26 protein-coding genes are annotated in these 24,412 nt (G+C 63.8%); 14 read left to right on the plus strand and 12 right to left on the minus strand.

Going from position 1 to position 24,412, the window contains the following annotated elements; genetic code table 11:
- Positions 1-17 precede the first annotated feature (17 nt).
- Positions 18-1,475, minus strand: coding sequence for an aldehyde dehydrogenase (locus AC1L34_RS16695; RefSeq protein WP_480034950.1), 1,458 nt, complete (start codon positions 1,473-1,475; stop codon positions 18-20).
- Positions 1,476-1,541: 66 nt separating this feature from the next.
- Positions 1,542-1,847, minus strand: a complete 306-nt coding sequence (locus tag AC1L34_RS16700) for an antibiotic biosynthesis monooxygenase family protein (RefSeq protein ID WP_424297400.1) — start codon at positions 1,845-1,847, stop codon at positions 1,542-1,544.
- Positions 1,848-1,895: 48 nt separating this feature from the next.
- Between AC1L34_RS16700 and AC1L34_RS16705 the strand changes: the two genes are divergently transcribed.
- Positions 1,896-2,684, plus strand: coding sequence for an alpha/beta fold hydrolase (locus AC1L34_RS16705; protein ID WP_424297398.1), 789 nt, complete (start codon positions 1,896-1,898; stop codon positions 2,682-2,684).
- Here AC1L34_RS16705 and AC1L34_RS16710 read toward each other — a convergent pair.
- Positions 2,667-3,545 carry an HhH-GPD family protein gene (locus tag AC1L34_RS16710; protein ID WP_424297396.1) on the minus strand — a complete coding sequence of 293 codons (879 nt, stop codon included), beginning with the start codon at positions 3,543-3,545 and terminating at the stop codon, positions 2,667-2,669. The two genes, AC1L34_RS16705 and AC1L34_RS16710, sit on opposite strands and share 18 nt — an antisense overlap.
- Here AC1L34_RS16710 and AC1L34_RS16715 point away from each other — a divergent pair.
- Both AC1L34_RS16715 and AC1L34_RS16720 read left to right on the plus strand, forming a co-directional pair.
- Positions 3,544-4,164, plus strand: a complete 621-nt coding sequence (locus tag AC1L34_RS16715; RefSeq protein WP_424297394.1) for a carbonic anhydrase — start codon at positions 3,544-3,546, stop codon at positions 4,162-4,164. The genes AC1L34_RS16710 and AC1L34_RS16715 overlap by 2 nt on opposite strands.
- 136 nt (positions 4,165-4,300) lie before the next feature.
- On the plus strand, positions 4,301-5,059 hold the full coding sequence (locus AC1L34_RS16720) for a hypothetical protein (protein WP_424322736.1): 759 nt from the start codon (positions 4,301-4,303) through the stop codon (positions 5,057-5,059).
- Positions 5,060-5,174: 115 nt separating this feature from the next.
- On the opposite strand, the gene disA is transcribed toward AC1L34_RS16720, so the two are convergent.
- On the minus strand, positions 5,175-6,257 hold the full coding sequence (gene disA, locus AC1L34_RS16725; RefSeq protein WP_424295630.1) for a DNA integrity scanning diadenylate cyclase DisA: 1,083 nt from the start codon (positions 6,255-6,257) through the stop codon (positions 5,175-5,177).
- Between the two features lie 35 nt (positions 6,258-6,292).
- Here disA and AC1L34_RS16730 point away from each other — a divergent pair, with 35 nt between their 5' ends.
- Positions 6,293-6,817: a PaaI family thioesterase gene (locus AC1L34_RS16730; protein ID WP_424295612.1), complete on the plus strand. Its 525-nt coding sequence runs from the start codon at positions 6,293-6,295 to the stop codon at positions 6,815-6,817.
- Positions 6,818-6,868: 51 nt separating this feature from the next.
- On the opposite strand, the gene radA is transcribed toward AC1L34_RS16730, so the two are convergent.
- Positions 6,869-8,257, minus strand: a complete 1,389-nt coding sequence (gene radA / locus AC1L34_RS16735; RefSeq protein WP_424295615.1) for a DNA repair protein RadA — start codon at positions 8,255-8,257, stop codon at positions 6,869-6,871.
- Positions 8,258-8,386: 129 nt separating this feature from the next.
- Positions 8,387-9,061: a copper chaperone PCu(A)C domain-containing protein gene (locus AC1L34_RS16740; protein ID WP_424295617.1), complete on the minus strand. Its 675-nt coding sequence runs from the start codon at positions 9,059-9,061 to the stop codon at positions 8,387-8,389.
- A 280-nt stretch (positions 9,062-9,341) separates the two neighbouring features.
- Here AC1L34_RS16740 and AC1L34_RS16745 point away from each other — a divergent pair, with 280 nt between their 5' ends.
- The 6 genes from AC1L34_RS16745 (at position 9,342) to AC1L34_RS16770 (ending at position 14,959) form a co-directional block, all read left to right on the plus strand.
- Complete coding sequence (locus AC1L34_RS16745; RefSeq protein WP_424295619.1) at positions 9,342-9,830, plus strand: CarD family transcriptional regulator; 489 nt, start codon at positions 9,342-9,344, stop codon at positions 9,828-9,830.
- A gap of 63 nt (positions 9,831-9,893) precedes the next feature.
- Positions 9,894-10,523 (plus strand): 2-C-methyl-D-erythritol 4-phosphate cytidylyltransferase, encoded by a 630-nt coding sequence (gene ispD, locus AC1L34_RS16750; RefSeq protein WP_480034951.1) that lies wholly within the window; start codon positions 9,894-9,896, stop codon positions 10,521-10,523.
- 59 nt (positions 10,524-10,582) lie between these two features.
- A complete protein-coding gene (ispF, locus tag AC1L34_RS16755) occupies positions 10,583-11,047 on the plus strand; it encodes a 2-C-methyl-D-erythritol 2,4-cyclodiphosphate synthase (RefSeq protein ID WP_424295621.1) in 465 nt (154 codons plus the stop codon).
- Between the two features lie 11 nt (positions 11,048-11,058).
- The gene (gene cysS / locus AC1L34_RS16760; protein ID WP_480034952.1) at positions 11,059-12,453 is read left to right on the plus strand and encodes a cysteine--tRNA ligase; all 1,395 of its coding nucleotides are present in this window, start codon (positions 11,059-11,061) and stop codon (positions 12,451-12,453) included.
- The gene (rlmB, locus tag AC1L34_RS16765) at positions 12,454-13,413 is read left to right on the plus strand and encodes a 23S rRNA (guanosine(2251)-2'-O)-methyltransferase RlmB (RefSeq protein ID WP_424322735.1); all 960 of its coding nucleotides are present in this window, start codon (positions 12,454-12,456) and stop codon (positions 13,411-13,413) included.
- 103 nt (positions 13,414-13,516) lie between these two features.
- Complete coding sequence (locus tag AC1L34_RS16770; RefSeq protein WP_480034953.1) at positions 13,517-14,959, plus strand: phosphatase PAP2 family protein; 1,443 nt, start codon at positions 13,517-13,519, stop codon at positions 14,957-14,959.
- Here the strand turns inward: AC1L34_RS16770 and rarD are convergent.
- Both rarD and AC1L34_RS16780 read right to left on the minus strand, forming a co-directional pair.
- Positions 14,919-15,845, minus strand: coding sequence for an EamA family transporter RarD (gene rarD, locus AC1L34_RS16775; RefSeq protein ID WP_480034954.1), 927 nt, complete (start codon positions 15,843-15,845; stop codon positions 14,919-14,921). The genes AC1L34_RS16770 and rarD overlap by 41 nt on opposite strands.
- A complete protein-coding gene (locus AC1L34_RS16780; RefSeq protein ID WP_480035343.1) occupies positions 15,842-16,525 on the minus strand; it encodes a LamB/YcsF family protein in 684 nt (227 codons plus the stop codon). Before AC1L34_RS16780 ends, rarD begins: the two co-directional genes overlap by 4 nt.
- Before the next feature lie 139 nt (positions 16,526-16,664).
- Here AC1L34_RS16780 and AC1L34_RS16785 point away from each other — a divergent pair, with 139 nt between their 5' ends.
- Positions 16,665-18,233: a carboxylesterase/lipase family protein gene (locus AC1L34_RS16785; protein WP_424293310.1), complete on the plus strand. Its 1,569-nt coding sequence runs from the start codon at positions 16,665-16,667 to the stop codon at positions 18,231-18,233.
- Positions 18,230-18,706 (plus strand): DUF2599 domain-containing protein, encoded by a 477-nt coding sequence (locus AC1L34_RS16790; protein WP_480034955.1) that lies wholly within the window; start codon positions 18,230-18,232, stop codon positions 18,704-18,706. Before AC1L34_RS16785 ends, AC1L34_RS16790 begins: the two co-directional genes overlap by 4 nt.
- 21 nt (positions 18,707-18,727) lie before the next feature.
- Here AC1L34_RS16790 and AC1L34_RS16795 read toward each other — a convergent pair whose 3' ends face one another.
- From AC1L34_RS16795 to AC1L34_RS16810, 4 genes are all read right to left on the minus strand, one after another.
- Positions 18,728-19,648 carry a homoserine O-succinyltransferase gene (locus AC1L34_RS16795; protein ID WP_480034956.1) on the minus strand — a complete coding sequence of 307 codons (921 nt, stop codon included), beginning with the start codon at positions 19,646-19,648 and terminating at the stop codon, positions 18,728-18,730.
- Between the two features lie 62 nt (positions 19,649-19,710).
- Positions 19,711-20,538, minus strand: coding sequence for a metal ABC transporter permease (locus AC1L34_RS16800; RefSeq protein WP_424293314.1), 828 nt, complete (start codon positions 20,536-20,538; stop codon positions 19,711-19,713).
- Between the two features lie 32 nt (positions 20,539-20,570).
- Entirely contained in the window at positions 20,571-21,419 is an 849-nt protein-coding gene (locus AC1L34_RS16805) for a metal ABC transporter ATP-binding protein (protein ID WP_424322729.1), read from the minus strand.
- The gene (locus tag AC1L34_RS16810; RefSeq protein WP_424293893.1) at positions 21,416-22,318 is read right to left on the minus strand and encodes a metal ABC transporter solute-binding protein, Zn/Mn family; all 903 of its coding nucleotides are present in this window, start codon (positions 22,316-22,318) and stop codon (positions 21,416-21,418) included. Before AC1L34_RS16810 ends, AC1L34_RS16805 begins: the two co-directional genes overlap by 4 nt.
- A gap of 165 nt (positions 22,319-22,483) precedes the next feature.
- On the opposite strand from AC1L34_RS16810, the gene mshA reads away from it, so the two are divergent.
- Together mshA and AC1L34_RS16820 are read left to right on the plus strand one after the other, a co-directional pair.
- Positions 22,484-23,803 (plus strand): D-inositol-3-phosphate glycosyltransferase, encoded by a 1,320-nt coding sequence (gene mshA / locus AC1L34_RS16815; RefSeq protein WP_424293894.1) that lies wholly within the window; start codon positions 22,484-22,486, stop codon positions 23,801-23,803.
- Positions 23,800-24,390 (plus strand): type III secretion system chaperone family protein, encoded by a 591-nt coding sequence (locus AC1L34_RS16820; protein ID WP_424293895.1) that lies wholly within the window; start codon positions 23,800-23,802, stop codon positions 24,388-24,390. Before mshA ends, AC1L34_RS16820 begins: the two co-directional genes overlap by 4 nt.
- Positions 24,391-24,412: the final 22 nt, after the last annotated feature.

Here is a 24,412-nt window from a genome sequence, read left to right on the forward strand (position 1 = left end):
GCGCTAGTTTGGTTGAGCTAGTTGCTGGTGTAGCCCATCGGCATCAGGATGGCCTTGTGCTCGAGGTAGCTTTCCAAGCCCTCGCGGCCGTTCTCGCGACCGATGCCCGAGTTCTTGTAGCCGCCGAACGGCGACGACGGGTCGATGGCGTACCAGTTGATGCCCATCGTGCCGGTGCGGATCTGCTTCGCGATCTCGATGCCCTTGGGAACATCGGTGGTCCAGACCGAGCCAGCGAGGCCGTAGTCGGAATCGTTGGCGATAGCGATCGCCTCATCGAGGTCGTCATAGGCGATGACGCTGATAACCGGTCCAAAGATCTCCTCGCGGGCGATCGTCATGTCATTGGTGACGCCGGTGAAAATAGTCGGCCCAACAAAGTTGCCGGTGCCGACGGCCGGAGCCGGAACTTCGAGGACAGCGGTCGCACCCTCTTCTTTGCCCTTGGCGATGTAGCCGGTGACCTTCTCATGCTGCTTTGAAGTGATGATCGGCCCCATGGTGGTTCCGGGTTCGGTGGGGATGCCGGGAACAAAGGTCGACGCAACGGCGACCATCGCTTCGACGATCTCGTCCTGCTTGCTGCGGGGGACCAGTACGCGAGTCTGGGCAACGCATGCCTGACCCGAGTTGAGGATGCCGGAGAAGACGAGCATTGGCGCGCTGGCGGCGATGTCGGCATCTTCCAAGACAATCGCAGCCGACTTGCCGCCCAATTCCAGCGAGCAACGCTTCAACTGGTCGCCACAGCTAGCGGCGATTGCCCGGCCGGCAGCGGTAGAACCGGTGAAGGTGATCTTGTCGACGTCCGGATGATCGACGAGCGCCTTTCCGGTCTCGATGCCGCCCGGAACGATCGAGATAACACCCTCGGGCACGCCCGCCTCGGTGAAGATCTCGGCGAGGACATTCGCGTTGAGCGGGGTCTCCGGTGCGGGCTTGAGAACAATTGAGCAACCGGCGGCCAGAGCAGGCCCGAACTTGTTGCAGAAAAGGAACAGAGGAACGTTCCACGCGATGATCGCGCCGACCACGCCGACCGGCTCGCGGACCACGAGTGCTTCACCGAACAGACCGTTGCGGGTCTCTTCCCAATCGTAGGCATCGGTGGCGTCAGCGTAGGCATTCAGAACACCGGTTCCGGCGAGCTGCTGCAGGGTGGCGACGTCGCCCGGGGTGGCACCCATTTCGGCCGAAACGAGGGCCCCAATCTCAGCACCGCGCTCGTTGATCAACTCGACCGCACGACGAAGAACCGCAGCTCGCTGCGCCGGAGGGGTGTTGCGCCATACGCCCGAATCGAACGATGCGCGAGCGGCGCGCACAGCGGCGTCGACGTCGGTAGCGTCAGCGACAGGGACCGAACCCACCTTCTCGCCCGTCGCGGGCGAGAACACTTCCAACACCTCGGTGGAATGCGGGTCTTGCCACTTTCCGCCGATGTAGAGCTGGGTGGTTTCGATGGGGTCGGTCATGCGTGCTCCTAGATATCGGGGAACCTTTTCCTCGATACTAGAACACGTTCTAACTTGTGGCTAGCGTCACGCCTTGGGGGCGACGTCGATGACGACATCGAATTCCAGCAGGCTGGCACCCGAGGCCACGGGCTTGCGGTCGCTCTTGTGAGCTGCGCGTGCATCGCCGTTGGCCCAGGCGTCGTAGCTGTCTTCGTCGGCCCACTGGGTGACGACGAAATAGCGGTCCTCGCCCTTGGTGGGACGCAGGAGCTGGAAGCCGAGGAATCCTTCGGCGCCTTCCACGACGCCTGCGCGCGCCGCAAAGCGCTTCTCCAACTCGGCGCCGGCACCTTCGGGAATCGAAATCGCATTAATCTTCACAATTGCCATGCGATCCACCCTACGTGCGAACGGTCTTGGCCATTAGGGTCGGAAGTCGTGAATGGACTCCTCGACTATGGCGGGCGCGACAACGGGGGCTTCGGTGCCATCGTCCTCCTGCACGGGCTCATGGGCCGCGGCCGCACCTGGAACCGGCAGATTCCGTGGCTCAAACGCTATGGCCGGGTGTTCACCTTCGACGCCGCCTATCATCAGGGTGCTTTTGCCGACGATCCAATGCCCACCGACGAGGACATCGCAACGGAACGGTTCGCCACCGACGTTGCCGAACTCATTACGTGGATCGACCGTGGCCCAGCGGTCCTGATCGGGCATTCGATGGGTGGGCTGCACGCCTGGTGCACTGCGTCGCAGTATCCAGAACTGGTCTCGGCGATTGTCGTCGAAGACATGGCCCCCGACTTCCGCGGCCGCACCACCGGCGACTGGGCGCCGTGGTTTAACAGTTGGCCCGATCGGTTCGACAACCTTGAGCACGCGGTCGACATGTTTGGTGAGGTGGCTGGCCGGTACTTTTACGAGTCGTTCGATGACGGGCGCCTGCACGGGAGCATCCCGGTGTGGGGTGCGATCGCCGAAGAGTGGGGGACCCGCGACTTTTGGCCGCAGTGGGATGCGGTGGACGTGCCCGCACTACTCCTGGAGGCCGAGTTCACGGTGACGCCGGAGGGTCAGATGGCGCAGATGGCGCAGCGCGGCAAGCAAACTCGATACGAACAGTCGCAGTACTTGCGCGTGGAAGGCGCGGGGCATTTGATCCACGACGACCATCCCGACGTGTATCGCGGGGCGGTCGAAGCGTTTCTCTCAAGCCTCCCCGGCTAAGGCAAACAGTCCGTCGTCGGTAACTTCGACCAGCCCATCGACCAGTAGCGAGTCGAGGGCGCGGTCGCGTTGGCCGGGATCAGATGTCCACGCCAAATCCAGTCGTGCCCGTTCGACGGGCCCGGTTGTCGCCCGCAGAACGTCAAGCAAACGGCCCCGCGCCTGACGGTCGGTGCCGTCGTACTTCTGGGTCCTGCGGGGAGGTCCGTCGTAGGCGGGCTTGCCGAGTGCCACCCAACGGCACGTCTCGACCAGCGGACAATCGTCGCAGGCAGGACTGCGTGCGGTACACACCAGAGCCCCCAACTCCATGAGCGCGGCAGAGAATTCGGGGGCCGTTTCGTCCTCGGGTAGGAGTGCTTCGGCATCGGCTAGATCGCGCTTTGACGGGTTGGCCGGTTGGGCGCGACCGTGGATGGCGCGGGCGATGACCCGCCGCACATTGGTATCGACCACGGGTACGGATTGTCCGTACGCAAAACAGGCGACGGCACGTGCCGTGTAATCGCCGATACCGGGCAATGCCAAGAGCGTCTCGACGTCGTCTGGAACCACGTCGCGGTGTTCGGCGGCGAGGATCTGCGAACATTCGTGAAGGCGCATCGCACGTCGCGGATAGCCGAGCTTTCCCCAGGCCCGCACCACTTCGCCGCTGGTTTCGCGGGCCATTGCCGAGGGAACCGGCCAGCGCTCCACCCACCGGTTCCACGGTTCGATGACACGGGCCACCGGCGTCTGCTGCAGCATGATTTCGCTGATCAGAATCTGCCAGCCGGAAACGTCCGGTTCGCGCCACGGAAGGTCGCGCCGTGAGGTACCAAACCATTCCAAAAGAATGTGCGGTGGCATACTCGAATTCATGGAAAATCTAACCCCTGCCCAAGCGTGGCGAGTGATGAAAGATGGCAACCAACGTTTCGTCCAAGGGGAATCGATACATCCAAACCAGAGTAGTGACCAACGCGCGAGCCTGGTGAAGGGGCAGACCCCGCACGTCGTGCTATTCGGGTGCGGCGATTCCCGACTGGCCGCCGAGATCATCTTCGACCAGGGCCTCGGCGATATGTTCGTCGTCCGCACCGCAGGTCACGTGCTCGACGAAGCAGTTCTCGGCACCATCGAGTTCGGCCCCGACGTTTTGGACATCCCGCTGATCGTGGTGCTCGGCCACAGCAGTTGCGGTGCCGTCGGTGCGACCCTCGAAGCGCTCGACAAGAACACCCTGCCCAACGGCTACGTTCGCACCATCGTAGAAAAGGTGATGCCGAGCATTCTCGCCGGACGGGCTGAAGGCATCACCGAGTACTACGACTTCGTCGGCCGGCACGTCACCGAGACGATGCATTTGATGATGGACCGCAGTCGGATCATCGCCGAGCGCGTCGAGGCTGGAACGCTGGCAGTCGTGGGACTGACGTACCGCCTGGAAGACGGTCAGGTGGAGTTCCTCGAAGTGATTGGCGATATCGGTGAACACTGACGTCGGTGGGGAACACTGACGTCGGTGGGGTTGGATAGGTCAAGACTGGCCGTTACTCCACCGGTTGTGAATCTTATCTACGACACGCCGAGGCAGGCTCGTCTATTTCGCTGGTCGCGGCGATACCGTTACGAGTGTGATTGACCCACAAGGACCCCTGCCACCCGAGGTTTATTGGCGACGTCGCCTCGTCGCCGGTCTGGGCGCTGCGGTTGCGGTCATTGCGGTCATCTCGTTGATCGTGTGGCTCAGCAGCGGATCCGGTTCGACGCCGGACTCTGCGAACGCGGCAGCAAAGACCTCGGCATCGGCCAACGCGCCTGCCCCCGCACCTGTTTCGTCGACGCCGAGTGCGCCGCCCAGCAGCGAAGCCCCGAGTGGTGGCGGCGAGCACGGTGCTGGCGGCGACCCGAGCGCGCCGCCGTCGTCGCCCGCGACTCCGGCTGCCGAGCCCGCCCCGGGTGTCCCCGGAATGGAACCGTGTGCGGATCAGAGCCTGTCGGTGGTGTTGTACACCGACAAGCCCACCTACACCGTCGGCGATCAGCCGATCTTCACGATCGTCACTACGAATGGTGGACTGGCGCCCTGCTCGCGCGACATTGGTAAGGCCGCTCAAAACGTCATCGTCCGCACGTTGGATGGCGCGCGCGTCCTGTGGTCGGCGCAAGACTGTGCTCCGGACAAGAGCGTGAACGTGCAACCGCTGCAGCCTGGCCAGCAGGTCAACGACACCATCACCTGGTCGGGAACCACCAGCAGTCCCGGTTGCAAGCGTAAGCGCGTGCAGATCGCCGCTGGTGCCTACCAGGCCACCGGCAAACTCGGCGAACGAGAATCGGCACCCATCACCTTCAACGTGGTCCCGCCCGCACAGGCGCCAGCGCAGCAGTAGTAAACCGCTGAACTCTTTGCTCCGTACTTTGTGCCCCTGTTTTGGGCGCAAAGTACGGAGCAATTCTTTTGCCGGGCGGAAAACCCGGACCAACCGAGTCGGCGCTAGTGGCTTGCTAGTCGAAACGCTCGAGGCTGCTCTCGGCCAAGCGTGAGAGTCCTTCGCGAATATGGCGGGCCCAGATGCTGCCGATGCCTTCGACGGACTGCAGGTCGGCGGCGCTGCTGGCGAGGAGTGACTGCAAGGTCCCGAAGTGGCGAACGAGGCGGTCGATGTGACCGAACTGCAGCCGCGAAATGCGGGCCAGCAGACGGTAGCCGCGCGGGCTCATCGCGGTGTCTTGGGCCTCAAGAGAAGTGGGGTAACCGAACGCACCAGCAACCATCGTGAGGTCCAAAAGATCTGCGTCCGAAAGGGATTCGACAGCCTCGATGATCTGCCGCACCTGCTCGGTGTTCGCGGGCTCCGGGCTGGCGTGATAGTCGCGGACCAGGAGTTCACGCATGGTGTCGTTGTCGCTGATGAGCTCTTCCAACTGCAGCGAAACCTGACGACCGTTAACGCCCAACTCCAGGACGTACTCGTCGATCTCGACGGACACCCGGCGCACCATCTCCATGCGTTGCGCGGCGCTCATGGCATCGCGCAGCAGCACGTAATCTTCGATCTCCGCGCGCGACAGCTGGCTGCTGACTTCGTCCAGACGCAGCTTGTACCGTTCCAACGTCGCCAAGGCGACGTTGGCGCGCGACAGAATTGCGTCCGGGTTCTCCACGACGCGTCGGCGACCAGCGACGTACACGCTGACGATAGACATCGACGAGCTCACCGAAATGACCGGAACCCCGGTCTGGATGGCGGTACGTTCGGCGGCTCGGTGACGGGTGCCGGATTCCTCGGTGGGGATCGTCGGGTCCGGGACCAACTGCACGTTGGCACGCACGATGCGCTTACCGTCGTCGGACAGCACGACGGCACCGTCCATCTTCGCCAACTCGCGCAGACGCGTCGGCGCGAACTCGACGTCCAGGTGAAACCCGCCGTCACAAATGCGTTCGGTGTCGTCGTCGTACCCAAGAACGATGAGGGCACCGGTGCCGCCACGGAGGATACGTTCCAGGCCATCTCGGAGGCCCGTGCCGGGCGCTACCCTGCGCAGTGCCGAGCGAATTTGCTCACCCCGGCTGGAATCGTGCATAAGGATTTCGTCCACCTGCACTAGGGTAGCCGTACGTGAAGACCTCATTTGTGCTGCCTGCGGACATGGAGCCGCTGACCCGCGACCCGAAGGCCACGCCGCCCGGTGAACGCATCGGCCTGCATCACAGCATGTGCTTCGGCTGCGGCGATGAAACCCCCGTCGGCTTGCGGTTGCACGTGTATGCGGGCGAGGGAACCACCGTCCGCGGGAAGTTGCAGGTTGTCGACTGGATGCAGGGTGGCCCGGGCGTGATTCACGGGGGCATTTTGTCCGCGGCTTTCGATGAAGTGATGGGCACGTCACCGCTGTTGGTACGAAAGCCGGTCGTGACCGGGCACTTGGAGATCGACTACGCCAAGCCCATCCCACTCGGAAGCACCGTGCATTTTGAGGGAGAAATCCTGGGCGGCGTCCGGCGCAAGGTGTACACCCGGGCCATCGCGCACCTCGGTGACCCGAACGAGCCGGTCGCGGCCGCACACGCCGTCTTCATCACCATCGACCTGCAGAAGCACTTTGCTGGCTACCTAGACAAAGCGGTTCACGGAACGCTGTAGCCAAATCTGCTAACGCGACAGCCAAATCTGCTCAAGCGGTCACCAAATCAGCTAAAACGGGGCGTCGACCAGGCCCATTCGCGAAACTGCGGCCGCGCTTGCCTCCAGGAGATTGTTCACTCGGCTAATCCGGACACCGCGAGGCATGTCCTCGTCGGTGGAGCCAGCCGGGATGATGACATGGGTGAAACCGAGTCGCTTGGCTTCGGACACGCGACGCGCCACCGACGACACTCGGCGTACCTCGCCAGCCAGGCCGACCTCGCCGATGGCGACGGTTGTCGACGGCACCACTTTGTCGTGTTGCGAGGAGTACAAAGCCAAGAAGATGGCTAGGTCGGCGGCCGGTTCGGTCACCTTCATGCCGCCGACGGTGGAGACGTACACTTCCTTGTCGCTGCCGCGGACTGCGGCGTGCTTCTCGGCGACGGCCAGCATCATTGCCACCCGCGCCGAATCCAGGCCGGACACGGCACGCCGGGGTGAGGTCATTTTGGTGTCGTTGAGCAGGGCTTGAATCTGGCCGACCATGGCCCGCCGCCCATCCATTGCCACCAGTGCTGCGCTACCGGGAACATCTGATTCGTGGTGGTGCACAAAGATGCCTGACGGGTCGCTGACCTCGTGAATGCCGTCGGATCGCTGTTCAAAGCAGCCGACTTCGTCGGAGGGGCCAAAGCGGTTCTTGATGCCGCGGATCATGCGGAGGGACGAATGACGATCGCCCTCGAACGACAGCACGACGTCGACCAGGTGTTCTAAAGAGCGAGGCCCGGCGACGTTGCCGTCTTTGGTGACATGACCAACCAGAATGACAGCGATACCGCTCGTTTTCGCCAGAGATACCAGCGCGGTGGTGACCGCACGGATCTGTGTGACACCGCCCGTGACCCCGTCGGTTCCCGAGGCGACCATGGTCTGGACAGAGTCGACGATCAGGAGGGTGGGGGAGACGGCCTCTACGTGACCGAGAACTGTCGCGAGATCGGTTTCGGACGCCAGGTAGATATTCTCGTTAACGGCATCGGTCCGTTCGGCCCGCAACCGGACCTGGCCAGCGGACTCCTCGCCGGTCACGTACAGGGCCGTCTTGCCTTGCGTGGCCCAATGTTTCACGGTCTCGAGCAGCAGCGTCGACTTGCCGACACCGGGCTCGCCGGCGAGCAAGATGACCGAACCCGGCACCACCCCGCGGCCGAGGACACGGTCGAATTCACCGATGCCGGTTGGGACCGACGTCGCCGAATTCGAGGCGACTTCGGTGATGCGTACCGCCGGGCTCGACGGGACGACCGAGGTAGTTCCCGCGCGAACGGCAGCCGCTGCGGGGGCGGACTCGGAAATAGTCCCCCACTCGCGGCAGCTGGGGCACTGACCAACCCATTTGGGCACCTGATGCCCGCACCCGGTGCATCGGAATACCGCCTTCGCCTTTGCCATGCGTTCACTGTAGGCGGGCGGTCTGACAAGTATTCTTGGGCACTTCGGGTTGCGCGGACCGGGAGGCAATAAAAGCGATGCCCCGGCCGTGTGGCCGGGGCATCGCTGCTAGCTATTTTGGGGTCTGGCTCAGTGGCCGGAGATGTCGCGGACCTCGTCCTGGCGATCCAGGTTGGGGCCAGCGTCGACCGGGGTCGCGATCGTTGTCGAAACCGATTCGACCTTCGTCTTGCCCGCCAGATCGTAGACGGTGAAGTTGAAGGTCAACGGGATTGTGAGGCCAGCGGCGACGGTCGTGCCCGCGTTGGTCAGCTCCACATCCAGTCGGGTGGTGGCGGCAGCGCGCTCAGCGTCGGTCGCGGTGTCGGCGATGGCCGTCTCGCCAGCCAACAGTCCCTGAGAGGGGTTGATCTTGCCGTTGTTCGCGGTCCCGATCTTGATGTTGCCGGTCGGGGTGGTGATGCTGTCGAGGGTGATCACTCGCGTCGGGCTGTCGTTCGCAACGTTGAAGGCAATCTTGAACGGGCCGCCGTCGCCAAAGATCTTGTCGGCCTTGGCGACCGGGTAAATCACGTGCGCATTGCGGATTGCGATGACGCCGTTCTGCATCTCTTCGCCGTTGAAGTCCGACGGGCTCAAAACGATGGTGCCGCTTGCGCCGTTGACGGCAGGCTCCTGGTTTGCAGTCTGCGAGATCTCTCCCGATCCGCACGCCGTGGTGCCCAAGGCGATCGCGATTCCGAGCGCGCCGACTGCAGCGGCCGAAGCCAGACGGTGGGTGGACCGATTAAGCACTGACACCATTTCCTCCGGGGTGATCGTCGCGTTGTCCGCGGATAATCGCGAACTCTCACTACGCAGCGTAGTTGCCGGGTCCCGGAAATGTTCCCCCGGGTCACGGATTGCTTCGATGATCTTAGCGCTGAGACCTTGTGCCAAGGTCCGGTAAGGCTCGATTCGACGGTAGGTAAACAGCGGTAAATAGTGCCGCCCACCTGCCAACGTGTGGGTTGACCTGCATCGTTGGCGGAGGTAGTCGTGCTCCGCGTGTTAGACTGATTACATTCGAAAGGGGTAGTGGACATTGAATTTCAAAGTTGGCGACACCGTTGTTTATCCCCATCACGGTGCTGCTCATGTCGAAGACATCGTCGTACGGACCATCAAGGGTAACGAAGTTGAGTACCTGGTACTCAAGGTTGCAGACGGCGACATGACGGTTCAGATTCCGTCGAGCAAGCTCGAGTACGTGGGAGTTCGCGACGTTGTTGGTGAGGAAGGCCTCGATGAGGTTTTCCAGATCTTGCGGGCACCGCATACCGAAGAACCGACCAACTGGGCGCGTCGGTTCAAGGCCAACCAGGAAAAGCTGAATTCCGGCGACATCATCAAGGTCGCCGAAATTGTTCGCGACCTCTGGCGTCGTGAACAGGATCGGGGACTCTCGGCAGGCGAGAAGCGCATGTTGACGCGTGCTCGCCGAGTGCTGGTGGACGAGCTGTCACTGGCACAGCACACGGACGACGAGAAGGCCGACACCATGCTCGACGAGATCCTCGCCGAAGCATCCTGATCGGTATCTGACGTTCTGATAGACAACCGCGGCCGCGTCGTCGCATTGATTCCAGCTGCAGGGATGGGGACTCGCCTCGGCGAGGCCGTCCCGAAGGCCTTCGTCGAAATCGACGGAGTCACCCTGCTGGAACTCAGTGCCGACGCGGCTCGTCGGTCTGGTGTGGTCGACCAGATTGTGGTCGCCGCACCGACTGAACTCATCGAGAGGGCAGCCGCCCTTGTGCCCGACGCGATCGTCGTTCCCGGCGGTGCCGAACGGAGCGATTCGGTGCGTGCCGGTCTCGCCGCCGCACCCGACGCCGCATTTGTTTTGGTGCACGACGCGGCTCGGGCTTTGACTCCGCCGGAACTGTTCGCTTCGGTGGTGACGGCCCTCCGTGACGGTGCCCGGGCGGTGGTGCCGGGACTGCGCGTAGTCGACACGCTTAAACGCGTCGACGCGACGGGCGCGGTCTTGGGGACCGCTGATCGTGACGAATTGCGGGCAGTGCAAACGCCGCAGGGATTCGCGGCGGATGTTTTGCGTCAAGCGCACAGCGGGCAAGGTGACGCCACCGACGATGCCGGTCTCGTCGAGGCCGAGGGTGTCGCCGTCACGGTAGTGCCCGGCGATGCGATGGCCTTCAAGGTCACCACCCCGTTCGACCTGCGACTGGCTCGGCTCCTGGTGGCCGACCGTCAATCCAGTTAGCGAAACCCCGTCAGTAACCCGGGCAGTAGAAAGCAGCCGACGAAATGTCAGGAGTGAACATGCGCGTGGGAATCGGTACCGACGTCCACCCCATCGAACCTGGCCGCGACTGTTGGATGGTCGGCCTACTCTTCGACGACGCCGATGGCTGCTCGGGGCACTCCGACGGTGATGTTGGGATCCATGCGCTGTGCGATGCACTGCTCTCGGCAGCCGGCCTCGGCGACATCGGTGCCGTGTTTGGGGTGGGCCGCCCCGAATGGCACGGCGTCACCGGTGCCACCATGCTGGCCCACGTCTGCCAACTCATTGACGCCGAGGGCTTCACCCCGGTCAATGCGGCCGTCCAAATTATCGGTAACCGACCCAAGATTGGGCCTCGGCGAGCGCAAGCCCAGGAGGTGCTCGGCGACCTCCTGGGGGCCCCGGTCTCGGTGTCTGGAACCACCAGTGACGGACTTGGATTGACCGGCCGGGGCGAGGGGATCGCGGCGGTGGCCACAGCACTCCTCGCGCTGAAGTAGAATTGCAGGCCGTGACTCTACGCCTGTACGACTCGGCCACCCGCGAGGTTCGCGACTTCGTTCCGCTGCGCGAAGGAACCGCCTCGGTATACCTCTGCGGTGCCACCGTCCAGGGCGTTCCCCACATTGGTCATGTGCGCAGTGGAATCGCCTTTGACGTGCTGCGACGCTGGCTTGCCTATCGTGGGCTCGACGTCCTTTTTATTCGCAACGTGACCGATATTGACGACAAAATCCTTCACAAGGCGGCCGACGCTGGCCGTCCGTGGTGGGAGTGGGCAGCCACCCACGAACGCGCCTTCACTCGCGCCTACGACGCGCTCGGCGTCCTGCCTCCGTCGGCGGAACCGCGTGCGACCGGCTTCGTCACCCAAATGGTGACGTACATGGAGCGGCTCATTGAGCGTGGCCACGCCTACTCGTCCGACGGCAACGTCTACTTCGATGTTCGCAGCCTTCCCGAATACGGCAGCCTGTCCGGGCACAAACTCGAAGACGTGCACCAGGGCGAAAGCGCTGGCACCGGCAAGCGCGACCCCCGCGACTTCACCCTCTGGAAGGCAGCCAAGCCCGACGAGCCGTCGTGGCCGACGCCGTGGGGTCATGGCCGCCCCGGCTGGCACCTGGAGTGCTCGGCCATGGCCACCTCGCTTCTCGGCCCCGAGTTCGACATCCACTGCGGCGGCATGGACCTCATTTTCCCGCATCACGAAAATGAGATCGCTCAAAGCCACGGCGCGGGCGACGGCTTTGCGCAGTACTGGCTGCACAACGGCTGGGTCACCATGAGTGGCGAAAAGATGAGCAAGTCGCTCGGCAACGTGGTCGCGATTCCGGAAATGCTGAAAAAGGTCCGTGCCGTGGAACTGCGGTACTACCTCGGGAGCGCGCATTACCGGTCCATGCTCGAATACTCCGACGGCGCGCTCGTGGAGGCCGCCGCGGGTTACCGGCGCATCGAGTCGTTTGTGCACCGCGTCGTCGACCGTGTCGGTGATGTCCCGGTCGGTGAGGTGACCGACGAGTTCGCCGCGGCGCTGAACGACGATCTCGGTGTGCCCGCGGGACTGGCGGCCGTTCACAACGCGGTCCGCGAGGGCAACACGGCGTTGGAAGCCGGGGACGGTGAACGGGCGCGGTCAATCGCCGCGCAGGTGCGAGCCATGACCGGCATCCTCGGTACCGACCCTCTCGACCCGCACTGGGTCACCGACAGTGACGATGACGACGCTCACGCTGCGCTCGATGTCCTCATCAAGGCAGAATTGGAGCGGCGAGCGCAGGCACGCGCCGCCAAAGACTGGGCCGTCGCAGACGAGGTCCGAGATCGCCTCGCTACCGCGGGCATCGAAGTCACCGACACTCCAGACGGCGCCGCATGGGCGCTCAAATCAAAGGAACAGTAGATGGCTGGCAACTCCCAGCGTCGCGGCGCGGTCCGCAAGTCCGGAACCAAGAAGGGGCAGACGGTCGGCTCCGGCGGTCAGCGCCGTCGCGGTCTGGAAGCGCGCGGCGCCACCCCCAAGGCAGAGGACCGCACGTACCACGCGGCCCACAAGAAGGCGAAGGCAGCGGCGAAGGCCTCCACCGGTCGCGCCCGCACCCACCGCAAGTCCGAAGAGGGCGGCCCGGAGTATGTCGTTGGACGCAACCCGGTCGTCGAATGTCTGCGCGCCGAGGTGCCTGCCACCGCGCTGTACGTGATGACCACCATCAACGCGGACGAGCGAGTGAAAGAAGCGGTGCAGACCGCTGGCGACCGCGGGATCTCGATCCTGGAAGTCGGTAAGCCCGAACTCGACCGCATGTCGCCCAACGGCCTCCACCAGGGCATTGCCCTGCAGGTGCCGGAGTACCAGTACGCGCACCCGAGTGATCTGATGGCCGACGCCCTGGCGTCGCACAACGCACCGCTGCTGGTGGCGCTCGACAACATCACCGACCCTCGCAACTTGGGTGCGGTGATCCGCAGTGTCGCGGCCTTCGGCGGCCACGGCGTGCTGATCCCGCAGCGTCGCAGCGCTGGCATGACGGCTGTCGCCTGGCGTACCAGCGCTGGCGCGGCGGCACGACTGCCCGTCGCGACCACCGCAAACTTGAACCGGACGCTGCTCGACTGGGCCAAGCACGGCGCCCAGATTGTCGGCCTCGACGCGGGCGGCGATGTCTCGCTCGACACCTACGACGGCACCGGACCGGTCGTCATTGTGGTCGGTTCGGAAGGTAAGGGACTCTCGCGTCTGGTGCGAGAGAACTGCGATTCGATTCTGTCGATCCCGATCGCCAGCAAGGTCGAAAGCCTGAATGCGTCCGTGGCGGCCGGTGTGGTTCTTTCGGAGTTTGCCCGCCAACGTCGGCTCGCGTAGTTCCGGGTGACCTGTGCATCAGAGCACAGGGAGGCATCGAATTGGTGACAATGAACGGTGACTGATTGTTGGCGTTCAGGGTCTGTTAACTAACGTGTAATGAATGTTTGGTGGAACAACCCTGCGTTCGTTGGGTACACAGATGCGGCAGGGGCGCCGTATCGAGTTCACCCGCGGTGCCTGGATTGCTGCCATCGGGTTTTTGTTTACCTTTGCCCTGATCAGCAACGCCATTGCGGTCGCTAACGACATCACCGGCCCGTTTGAGTTGCTGGCGACGGACTTTGTTGGTCGTGCACAGATCGGTGAGATCAAGATTGCGGGGTTGCTCCTAGCTCTGGTGTGCTTGCCGTCGCGCCTGCGGTTGCCGGTGATCGGTGTTGCGGCCGCGATTGAACTCCTGTGGAACGCACAGCGACTGTTTGCCGGCAACGAACTGACGGTTGGCAACGGGATCCTGTTCACGCTGGTGGGCACTGCCGCATACGCGGCGTGGCGACTGCGCGGGCCTGAGCAAGCAAGCACCCTGAAAGCCGCGGGGCTGGGACTGCTCTTGATCGTGATGGGCCGCGTTGGCGATGTGTGGTTGGTGCTGTCGAGTCGTGCGAATCCGTCCGTGCTTGATGAGTTTGTTGAAATGGCCGACCGCGCGCTCGGTAGTCCGGCGTGGGCGGTCGGATCGGTGGTCAGCGAAAGCCCGATCCTCACCGAGATTTTCAGCAAGGTTTACGTGTACCTGCCGGTCGGTGCGGCCATCATCGCGTTCTTCCAACTCCGCAATAGTGCGCGTGACGGCTTCCCCCGCCATCACATCATTCGGACCTTCTTGCTGATCGGCATGATCGGCCCACTCGTCTACTTTGTGTTCCCCGTCGTCGGGCCCACCTACGCCTTTGGGCATGAGTTGGCCGGTGCCGGATGGCAAGACGTGTGGCCGTTGCACTTGCCGATCATCGGGGACCCCGAATCGGCCCCGTTCGCGCAAGCGGTGGCTCGCAACTGCATGCCGAGTCTGCACACCGCATGGGCGACGTGCATCTTGATTCACGGCTGGCGCGGATCCACCGTGTCGAAGATCTTCGGCACCCTCTGGCTGGTCTGCACCACCGGGGCCACTCTCGGCTTCGGTTTCCATTACGGCATCGACATCCTCGCAGGCATCATCTTCACCCTCACCCTGGAAGCAGCACTCACCCGACCGGAACTGGGATGGTCGTGGCATCGCGCCGGAGTCATTGCCTTCGGCGCCACAGCGTTTAGTGGCGTACTCCTGTCGACCCGCTTTCTCTCAGTGGAACTAGCCGTGAGCGGTGCGGTCGGCGGCCTTGCGCTGCTCGGCGTTGTCCTCGCCGTCGCGATCGCCTTCTTGACCGTGGAACTGCATCCGGGCTATCAGCGGGCGTTCGACGGTCCGCGCCCGCCCACGGTCGGTCAGAAGACCGCGGAAGCCCTGCGTGAGGTCGTCGGATCGGCGCGCCGATGGACGGCCGATACCGTTGCGATGATCACCCCGGAGTCGAAGAAGACCGAGTCGACCAAACTTTAAGGACGCTGTCCGTGGCGAGCAGGATCAGCGCCACCCAGACGATCCCGAAGCCAATCCAGCGTTGGGTGGGTAGTTGCTCGCCAAGTAGTAGCACCGCGCACAGCAGTTGCAGAATCGGCGTGATGAATTGGATCAATCTGATGGTCACAAGAGGGATTCGACGGGCCGCTGCCGCGAACAGCAGCAGGGGAATGGCGGTGGCGACACCGGAAAAGACCAGAAGTCCGGTGTGCCCAATACCCGTGCCGAAAGTCATGCCCGCGGGAGTAAAGGCAACGATCACCAGAATGATCGCCGCTACCGGCGACAGAATCGCGGTCTCCAACGACAAGCTGTGCAGGGCGGGTAGTGCAACGCCGACTTTGTTCTTGACCAGTCCGTAGAGCGCGAACGACACCGCAAGAACCAATGCGGTGGCCGGAAACTCGCCAGCCACCACCGCCAGATAGATGGCGGCTACGGCTCCGACTGCCACCGCGGTCCACTGCAGAGGCCGGAGTCGTTCATGCACGACGACCACCCCGAGCGCTACCGTCGCCAGTGGATTCAGAAAGTAGCCGAGGGCGGCGTCGCTGGTGTTGCCGGATGTCACCGCAGCCACGTACACCACCCAGTTGGTGGCAATCAGGAAGGCCGCCGCAGTCACCCCGGCAAGGAGTCTGGGCTGACGTCGTAGCGGCAGAATCCACGACCAGTCGCGCATGAGGGTCAGGAGGACCCCGCACAGCAGCAACGTCCACAGGATGCGGTGCGCGAGAATTTCCCACGGCCCTGCTGGCACCATGGCCGCAAAGAGCAGGGGAAACAGTCCCCACACGCCGTAGGCCGTGAAGCCTGCGAGGGTTCCGCGCGCCGTCTCCGAACGAAGGGCCTCGCGGCCGGTCATGAACCGTACGGTCGAACACGCACCCCAGCTGCGGCCAGTGCTTCCCGGACGCGGCGGGCGTGGGCTACGGCGCCGGTCGTGTCGCCGTGCAGACAGACCGAATCGGCGACAACAGTGACTTCGCTGCCGTCGATCGCAATGATGCGTCCGGTCTCGACGAGGTTTACCACCCGCGCGGCCACGACCTGCGGATCGGTCAGGACGGCACCCGGATGAGTGCGGGGAACCAAGGTGCCCTCGGCGGTGTAGCTACGGTCGGCGAAGGCCTCGGTGATGACCGGTAGGTCGGCCTCCCGTGCAAGGGACTCAACGACGGATCCGGGCAGACACATCAGGGGCAGTCGCACCGCTACGGCGGCGGCGACGACTGCGGCGGCCTGCCGTTCGTTGTGGACGACGGTGTTGTACAGCGCGCCGTGGGGTTTCAGGTATCGCACTGTGCCGCCCACGGATTGAGCGAGGGTAGTCAGCGCGCCGACCTGGTACAGGATGTCGGCGGTGAGATCGGCAGGCTCGATGTCCATGGGTCGTCGCCCGAAGCCGGCGAGGTCTGGGTACGACACCTGAGCGCCGATCCGCACGTCGGCCGCGACCGCGCTGCGACACGTTTCGTGCAGGACTCGGGGAGTACCAGCGTGAAATCCGCAGGAGATGTTCGCGCTGGTAACCAGGGAAAGCATGGCGTCGTCGTCGCCGACACCTTCGCCTAAGTCAGCGTTGAGGTCGATTTCGAGTGCCACGCTTCGATGCTAGTCACACCACTGCACCGCGAGCCACACCACTGCACTGCTAGTTACCCGACTGCACTAGGGTCGGTTCATGGCAGTTATGGACACTCTCGTCGAGACCTATGACGGCGTCGTCGACGGCAAGCGAGGCCGGGGCGCGCGCCGCGGCACTATTTCGTGGCGGGGAATCCCTTTCGCTGAGCCGCCCGTCGGCAAATTCCGGTGGCGCGCGCCGCGGCCGGTCACCCCGTGGCCTGGCGTGCGTGAGTGCTACGCGTACGGTCCGGCGCCGATGCAAGAAAAGGTCTTCACCGCGCGCGGTGCGGGTTTCCAGCCGCGCAGCGAAGACTGCTTGACGCTCAACGTGTTTGCCCCGTCTACCGTCTCGGCAACGCCGCGACCGGTGATGGTGTTCAACTACGGCGGCGCGTACATCTTGGGTGGCACGTCAACGCCGATCTACGACGGTTCGTTCCTGGCCCGCGCCCGCGACGTCATCATCGTGACCGTGAACTACCGGTTTGGCCCGTTCGGGTTCCTCGATTTGAGTGACTACTCCACTGACGAGCGAGTCTTCGATTCCAACCCCGGTCTCCGGGACATGGTTGCCGGACTCGAGTGGGTCAAGCGCAACATTTCCGCTTTCGGTGGTGATCCCGAACGGATCACCGTGTTCGGTGAGAGCGCTGGCGGCTCAGCCGTCCTCACCCTGCTGTCGACGCCCGCCGCAGAAGGTCTGTTCTCCGGTGCCATCTCGCAGAGTCCGGCCCCGGACCTCGTGGTGACGAAGGAGAATGCGCAGATTTTCGCCGACGAGTATGTGCGGCTGCTCGTGGATCCGACCCGGCGCAGGGGCCCCGAACGGACCGAAGAACCGCTCGATCCCGAGTATGTGGCTCGCATTGTGGACAGCGCGAGTCCCAGCGAATTGCTGCGCATTGGAAACAAGCTTCTCGGGTTTACCCGCGGTGCTCGTCTCACCGACCCGATCCCGTTTGCGCCGGTCATTGATGGCGATTACCTGCCGCAAAACCCGCTCGACGCCGCCCGCGATGGCAACACCTTCTCGGTGCCGACAATCATCGGCAACAACAAAGACGAGGGTGAACTTTTTGCCCGATTCTGGGACATCCTGCCCGATCGCGAACAGGCCTTCGTGGAACTGGGTGCCTCGGCGGATGTCGAAGAACTCCAGAAGCTCTATCCGAGTAAGCGCCGGGCAGTCCTGATTGCGGCTGACGCCACGTTCTGGACCCCCACTATTCGATTTGCCGGCTACCACAGCGAGCACGCACCGACGTACGTGTACCGCTACGACTACGCGCCGAAGTTGCTCAACCTCAGTGGGATCGGTGCCACGCACGCAACGGAACTATTGGCCGTGTTCGGTACCTACCGCGACGCAATTGGTGCGCCCCTGGCAGCCGCCGGCAGTTGGGGCGAGACCAAACGCATCACCGCCCTCATGCAATCGCGGTGGTCGTGGTTCGCGCGCACCGGAAAGCCTGCACTTGATTGGCCTGTTTACACCCGCGAGCAGCGGAACGTGATGATCCTCGACGACCCGCCGCGCCTCGAAGTGGACCCGCACGGACCGCGTCGTGAAGCGTGGGAACGCGTGACGGTGGCCCCGCACGAATCAGTGACGGTCTCGGAATGACGCGACGGGTGGTCGGCGCAGTCATCGTCGGTATTACCGCCCTCATACTGTCGGCCTGCTCGAGTTCGGACGAAACTGCCTCGGATTCGACGTCGTCGTCCGCTCCCGTCCCGGTGACCTCACCCGTGACGCTCACGTCGTCGACGGGTCCGAATGAGGTTCTGCCGCCGCCGTACATCGCATCGGCGACGTGGGCCGATACGGCGGTCGGACCAAGTCTGCAGATTGCGCCGACCACCAACGGACGCAGGGTGCAGTCACCGACCGCGGGGACTGAAGCGTGGCGGGAAGTCCTGGCATTAGACCCGGGCGCCGACACTCCCGGGATGAAGGCTCAGTTCGACTGCCACTGGACGTTTGCCCGTCTCGTTGAACCAAATAAGCCCACCTGGAATCTGGAACCCAACCGTCCCGTCGTTACCCCCGAAGAAATGATCGCTTCGCGCTGTAACCCCGGGATGCCGGAAGAATAGGTAGACCGCCACCGTCCGCGGTTATCGGAGTGGGTGCGACTGCTCGAACGGAACCTGCTGGTACACGCAGTGGTTGAGCCAGTTGGCGTACAGCATGACACCGTAACTGCGCCAGGTGACGGCGGGTTCGCGGGACGGGTCGTCATCCGGGTAGTAGTTCTCAGGTAGCGCCGGTGACAGCCCGGCCTCGGCGTCGCGCTTGTACTCGCGGTCAAGCGTGTCGCGGTCGTATTCGGGATGTCCGGTGATGAACACTTGGCGCAGATCCGGGGTGGTCGCCAGCAGCACCCCGGCGTCGTCGCCCACGGCGAGGACCTCGACGGTGCCTGCGGACTCAAGGTCGGCAGCGTGAACGCCCGTGTGGCGCGACTGCGGGACGGTCAGCGAATCGTCGAGACCGCGCAGCAGTGCCGACTCCGGTCGCACCACCCGGTGCTCGAAAATCCCCGACAGCTTGCTCGGCAACTCGTACTTCTGCACACCGTGATGGTGGTAGAGCGCGGCTTGCGCGCCCCAACAGATGTGCAGGGTCGAGTAGACGTGCTCGCGCGTCCAGTCCAAGATTTGCACCATCTCGGGCCAGTAGTCGACGTCCTCGAACTTCAGCAGTTCGATGGGCGCACCGGTGATGATCACGCCGTCGAAGTACTGGTCCTCGACGTCGGCGAACGTGGTGTAGAAAGCTTCGAGATGCTCGGGCGGGGTGTTGCGTGAGGAGTGGCTCGCCATGTGCAGCAGGGTCACTTCCACCTGCAGGGGAGTGCTGCCCAGCACCCGCAGCAGTTGGGTCTCGGTGGCTTCCTTCGTCGGCATCAGATTCAGGATGGCAATGCGCATGGGCCGGATGTCCTGAGTGCGTGCGCGCTCGTCGGACATGACAAAGATGCCCTCGTCCTCGAGGATCGCTCGGGCGGGAAGGTCTCGCGGGATGTTGACCGGCATACCTTCAATAGTGCCAGGGACATTCGAGCCCGGCAGCGTCGGAAGGTCGCAGGGCTCCGGACTCAGTCCCGAGCCCGCATACCGAACGCACGGCACACCACGTAGATCGCGAACGAAGTTGACGTGACCATCACCGACACCGGCAGTTCCGGCGCCAAGGAGAGGATGTAGCCGCCGATTGCGGCGATCTCAGCGAACACGATCGACAAGATCAATACCGTTGTCGGGTTTGCGGTGACCCGCACCGCGGCGGCCGCGGGCGTAATCAGCAAACTCATCACCAGCAGGGCGCCGATGATCTGCACGCCCTGTGCCGCCGCCAGGCCAACCAGAATGGCGAAGATGATCGACAGTGCGCGCACCGGTACCCCCGACGCAGCCGCAACGCGTGGATCCAAGCTGGCGAACATCAACGGGCGGTAGATAATCGCGTACACCACCACAATCACCAACGCCGTAAGCGCAACGGCGATCAGTCCGCCATGACTGACGCTAACGATCTGACCGGTCAACAGGGCAAAACCCGTGCCGACCCGGCCGTACAAACTCAGGAACAGGACGCCCAAGCCCAGGCCGAAGGCCATGACGACACCGATTACCGAATCGCGTTCGCGCGCCCGGTTGCCCAGCAACCCAAAAACCGCGGCGGCCAAGACCGCGCCGATCACGCCGCCGACATTCACGCTCACCCCAGCGAGGAGCGCCGCCGCCGCGCCGGTGAACGACAGTTCCGCCGCACCGTGCACCGCAAAACTCATCTGACGCGCGACGATCATCGGCCCGAGTAGCCCGCCGATAAGGCCGAGAAGGGCGATCGCCACGATCGACTGCTGCACAAAGCTGCGGGACAGGAGATCGGCGGTCTGCGAAAAGTTCCAGAAGTTGCCCATGTCGGCCGCGAGCACCGTCGTCTGCGGGCCGATCACAGGTCGTCCCCGGCAATAGCGAAACCGACATCGGTGCCGAGCGCGTCACCGGGATAGGTGTGCGTCGCGCAGTGGTGGTCGTCATCGCCGCCGAGCACCACCAGTCGCCCGCCGATCCGCAATACCTCCACGGGACTGCCGTACAGCTCGCTCAACGTTTGCGAATTCATCACTTCGGTCACCGACCCGATGCGGAACGAGCCGCCAGCCAAGTAGAGAACCCGATCCACGAAGGGCAACACCGGATTCAGCTCGTGCGTCACGAATAGGACCGCGGTGTTTGCCCGGCGGCGACGGGAATCAAGCAGGTCAACGACCACGCTCTGGCTGGCCAGATCGAGGCTCGACAGCGGCTCGTCGCACAGCAGGATTTCCGGATCGCGCGTCAACGCCTGAGCGATCCGCAACCGCTGTTGTTCGCCACCGGACAGCAAACCCAGCGGCCGGTCGGCGAAGGCTTCCGCGCCGACCTCGGCCACGGCGGCGTCGACCAACGCACGGCGCTGACGGATCCCGCGCAGGCCGACGCCCCAACGAGCGCCGTCGACACCGAATCCCACCAGGTCCCGGCCACGCAGCATCATGGAGTCCGAGTCCTCGGCATGCTGCTGTGGCACGTAGCCGATATTGCCGTGGGCGGTGATGGAACCGGACGACAACGCCGTCTGCCCCAAGATCGCACGCAGCAGCGAGGTCTTACCCGAACCATTCGGTCCCAGTACGGCCACAAACTCGCCGGGCGCGATGTCGAGGTCGAGGCCGCTCCACAGCGTGCGGTCGCCGAACGTGAGACCGACGTCGCGGAAACTCAATGCTGCATCGGTGGCGGTACCGTCGGTGCTCACGAGTTCAGGGCTTTCGCCAGTGCATCGATCTGCGCACGCTGCCACGTGATGTAGTCGGTGACCCCGGCGGGAAGCGACTCCGTGAACTCGACGATGGCGATCTTCGACGCCCGCGCGGTGTCCAAGACTGCTTGCGTGCTCGAATCAACGGCCTGGGTGTTGTAGATCAGTGCCTTAACCCGGTGCTGTGACAGCAGGTCATTGAACTTGGCGAGATCGGCGGCTGACGGTGACTGCCCCTGCTCGACGGCCTCCTGGAAGCCGGCCGGAGCAGCGTCGACCAGTCCGGCATCGGTAATCATCGTGGCGGCGAGGGGTTCGGTGGCGGCGATCTCGGTGCCGCCGTGGCTTTGCTTGATGGCATCGAGAGCTGCGCGCAGCGTGCCGATCTGGCCGACGAAGTCGGACGCGCGGCCCCGGTAGTAGTCGGCGTTCACCGGAGCGATGTCAGCCAACTTGTCGGCGATCTGGTTGGCTGTGTCGGCGACGGCGGCGAGGTCGTAGAAGACGTGTTCGTTTCCGCGGTCCTGGTCCGACCGCGCGTCGTAGGCGACGACCTTGGCACCCTCGGCACCTTCGGCGGCGGTCTCCATGAACGCGTCGTAGTGCTCGCCGTTCATGACGATGAGGTTGGCGTCGTGCACGCGGGCAGTATCGGCGCTCGAGGGTTCGTACTCGTGGGGATCGCCGTCCGGCGACTTGTATAGCGCGATCACCTCGGCACGATCGCCGCCGACCGCGCTCGCGACCGAAGCCCACACATCGGTCGAGGCAACGACCACCGGATGGTCAGTAGCTTGCGGACCGCTGCTGTCGGCTCCGCAGGCGGTTGCGGTCGCTACGGCGAGAAGGGTGGCCACTGCCAGGGTGATGCGCCGCGCGATGCCGGGTCGTGTCATGTGGGAAATCCACCTTCTCTAGATAATGAAAATCGTTACCGAGAGAGTGTATTACCGGGAAGTAGATCTTGTCGAAGCAATGCCTAGCTGTGCATATGTCGCATTGTCGCGATCGGTGCCAGACGCGGCGCACCCAATTCGTCGTCGATTATCTACTCTGGTGGTATGACCGTCGGCCACGCCCCGAGACGCATTGCGTTGATCTCGGTGCACACTTCACCACTGGCACAGCCCGGCACGGGTGACGCAGGTGGCATGAACGTTTACGTCTGGCAGACCGCGACCCGCCTGGCCCGCCGCGGCATCGAAGTCGAGATCTTTACCCGGGCGACGTCGTCGAGCGACAAACCGGTGGTCGAGGCTGCCCCCGGAGTGACCGTCCGCAATGTGGTCGCCGGACCATTCGACGGCCTCGACAAGCGTGACCTCCCCGGTCAACTCTGCGCATTCTCGGCCAACGTGCTGCGTGCCGAGGCCGCGCAGAAGCCCGGCTATTACGAACTCATCCATTCGCACTATTGGCTGTCCGGCCAGGTTGGTTGGCTGGCGCGCGACCGCTGGGGTGTTCCGTTGGTGCACACCGCCCACACGCTGGCCGCAGTGAAGAACGCCTCCCTCGCCGAAGGCGACCCGGCCGAGCCCATGGTGCGCGTTGTCGGCGAACAGCAAGTCGTCGACGAAGCCGACCGTCTCATCGCCAACACGCAGACCGAAGTCGCCGAACTTGTCGACATGTACGGGGCCGACCCGTCGCGGATCGACGTTGTGGTGCCGGGTGCCGACCTCGATCAATACTCGCCGGGCGACCGTGCCGAGTCCCGCGCTCGCCTGGGGTTGGCCGCCGACGATGTGCTCGTGACTTTCGTTGGCCGCATCCAGCCACTCAAGGCCCCCGATGTGCTCGTCTCGGCGATGGCCCCGCTACTTCGCGCTGACTCCACCGGGCGCCTCCGCGTGCTGGTGGTCGGAGGGCCATCGGGCAGTGGTCTCGCGCAACCAACCGCCCTGATCGACCTGGTCAACGAATTGAGACTGGCCGACCGCGTCGACTTCCTGCCGCCGCAGGCTCCGGACCAACTGGTCCACGTTTATCGGGCGTCCGACGTAGTTGCCGTGCCGAGCTACTCGGAGAGCTTTGGGCTCGTCGCCATCGAGGCGCAGGCCTGCGGTGTACCGGTGATCGCTGCCAACGTTGGCGGACTCTCCGTGGCGGTAGACGACGGCAGATCCGGTGTCCTCGTCGACGGACACGACATCGAAATCTGGACACCCAAACTTGCCGAACTAATCAACAACCCGGCACGTCGGGCACAAATGGGCCGAGCGGCCGCAGCCCACGCCCAACAGTTTTCGTGGGAGCACACCACCGACGCGCTACTGGAAAGCTACGCGCGCGCCGGTGCTGCCCTGGGCGCCACGCGACCGCTGGACCAGACGCGGTTCGGCTCCCAACACTGGCGCAACCGAGCGAGGATTTTGGCGTGAACGAAAAACAGAACCCGGCCGAAACAATTGCCGCGTTGGTCGCGGTCCTCGACGAAACGGGAATCCCGTACGCGAGGAAGGATTCCGGCGGGGCCAAATCCGAGCACTTCGTCATCGAGTTGCCGGGCGAGAAGAAGCTCAAAACCACGGTCTTGCTGACCGCAGGCGCACACGGCGTCCGCGTCGAAGCCTTTGTATGCCGCCGAGCCGACGAGAATCTCGAAGGTGTTTACAAGTACCTGCTGAAGCGTAACCGGCGGCTGTACGGCGTTGCGTACACCCTCGACAACATCGGCGACATTTACCTCGTCGGTCGAATCTCGGTGGACGCATTGACGCGCGATGAAGTCGACCGCATCCTCGGTCAAGTACTGGAGGCTGCCGATGGCGACTTCAATCAGATCCTTGAGATTGGCTTCCTGACCTCCATCAAACGTGAATGGGCGTGGCGCAAGGCGCGCGGTGAGTCGATGCGAAATCTCGAGGCCTTCGCCCACCTCATCGACGAGTCTGAACTCCCCGAAATTGCCCCGCTCGATGATCCCGATGCGCTGCCCGTGTGGTCGGTTGGAGACGCCCCGTCGTAATCGAGCACGTCGGGTTACGCGG

It is taken from the genome of Gordonia sp. 34D, from assembly GCF_056682775.1.

What these genes read in the sequence shown, in the direction of transcription:
- AC1L34_RS16780 (WP_480035343.1), bottom strand. Translation starts at nt 16,525, where the DNA reads ATGCTTTCCCTGGTTACCAGCGCGAACATCTCCTGCGGATTTCACGCT.
- disA (WP_424295630.1), bottom strand. Translation starts at nt 6,257, where the DNA reads ATGCACGATTCCAGCCGGGGTGAGCAAATTCGCTCGGCACTGCGCAGG.
- AC1L34_RS16710 (WP_424297396.1), bottom strand. Translation starts at nt 3,545, where the DNA reads ATGAATTCGAGTATGCCACCGCACATTCTTTTGGAATGGTTTGGTACC.
- AC1L34_RS16785 (WP_424293310.1), top strand. Translation starts at nt 16,665, where the DNA reads ATGGCAGTTATGGACACTCTCGTCGAGACCTATGACGGCGTCGTCGAC.
- ispF (WP_424295621.1), top strand. Translation starts at nt 10,583, where the DNA reads ATGCGCGTGGGAATCGGTACCGACGTCCACCCCATCGAACCTGGCCGC.
- AC1L34_RS16715 (WP_424297394.1), top strand. Translation starts at nt 3,544, where the DNA reads ATGGAAAATCTAACCCCTGCCCAAGCGTGGCGAGTGATGAAAGATGGC.
- AC1L34_RS16790 (WP_480034955.1), top strand. Translation starts at nt 18,230, where the DNA reads ATGACGCGACGGGTGGTCGGCGCAGTCATCGTCGGTATTACCGCCCTC.
- AC1L34_RS16810 (WP_424293893.1), bottom strand. Translation starts at nt 22,318, where the DNA reads ATGACACGACCCGGCATCGCGCGGCGCATCACCCTGGCAGTGGCCACC.
- radA (WP_424295615.1), bottom strand. Translation starts at nt 8,257, where the DNA reads ATGGCAAAGGCGAAGGCGGTATTCCGATGCACCGGGTGCGGGCATCAG.
- AC1L34_RS16800 (WP_424293314.1), bottom strand. Translation starts at nt 20,538, where the DNA reads ATGGGCAACTTCTGGAACTTTTCGCAGACCGCCGATCTCCTGTCCCGC.
- AC1L34_RS16695 (WP_480034950.1), bottom strand. Translation starts at nt 1,475, where the DNA reads ATGACCGACCCCATCGAAACCACCCAGCTCTACATCGGCGGAAAGTGG.
- AC1L34_RS16700 (WP_424297400.1), bottom strand. Translation starts at nt 1,847, where the DNA reads ATGGCAATTGTGAAGATTAATGCGATTTCGATTCCCGAAGGTGCCGGC.
- AC1L34_RS16795 (WP_480034956.1), bottom strand. Translation starts at nt 19,648, where the DNA reads ATGCCGGTCAACATCCCGCGAGACCTTCCCGCCCGAGCGATCCTCGAG.
- rlmB (WP_424322735.1), top strand. Translation starts at nt 12,454, where the DNA reads ATGGCTGGCAACTCCCAGCGTCGCGGCGCGGTCCGCAAGTCCGGAACC.
- AC1L34_RS16740 (WP_424295617.1), bottom strand. Translation starts at nt 9,061, where the DNA reads ATGGTGTCAGTGCTTAATCGGTCCACCCACCGTCTGGCTTCGGCCGCT.
- ispD (WP_480034951.1), top strand. Translation starts at nt 9,894, where the DNA reads ATGGGGACTCGCCTCGGCGAGGCCGTCCCGAAGGCCTTCGTCGAAATC.
- mshA (WP_424293894.1), top strand. Translation starts at nt 22,484, where the DNA reads ATGACCGTCGGCCACGCCCCGAGACGCATTGCGTTGATCTCGGTGCAC.
- AC1L34_RS16770 (WP_480034953.1), top strand. Translation starts at nt 13,517, where the DNA reads ATGTTTGGTGGAACAACCCTGCGTTCGTTGGGTACACAGATGCGGCAG.
- rarD (WP_480034954.1), bottom strand. Translation starts at nt 15,845, where the DNA reads ATGACCGGCCGCGAGGCCCTTCGTTCGGAGACGGCGCGCGGAACCCTC.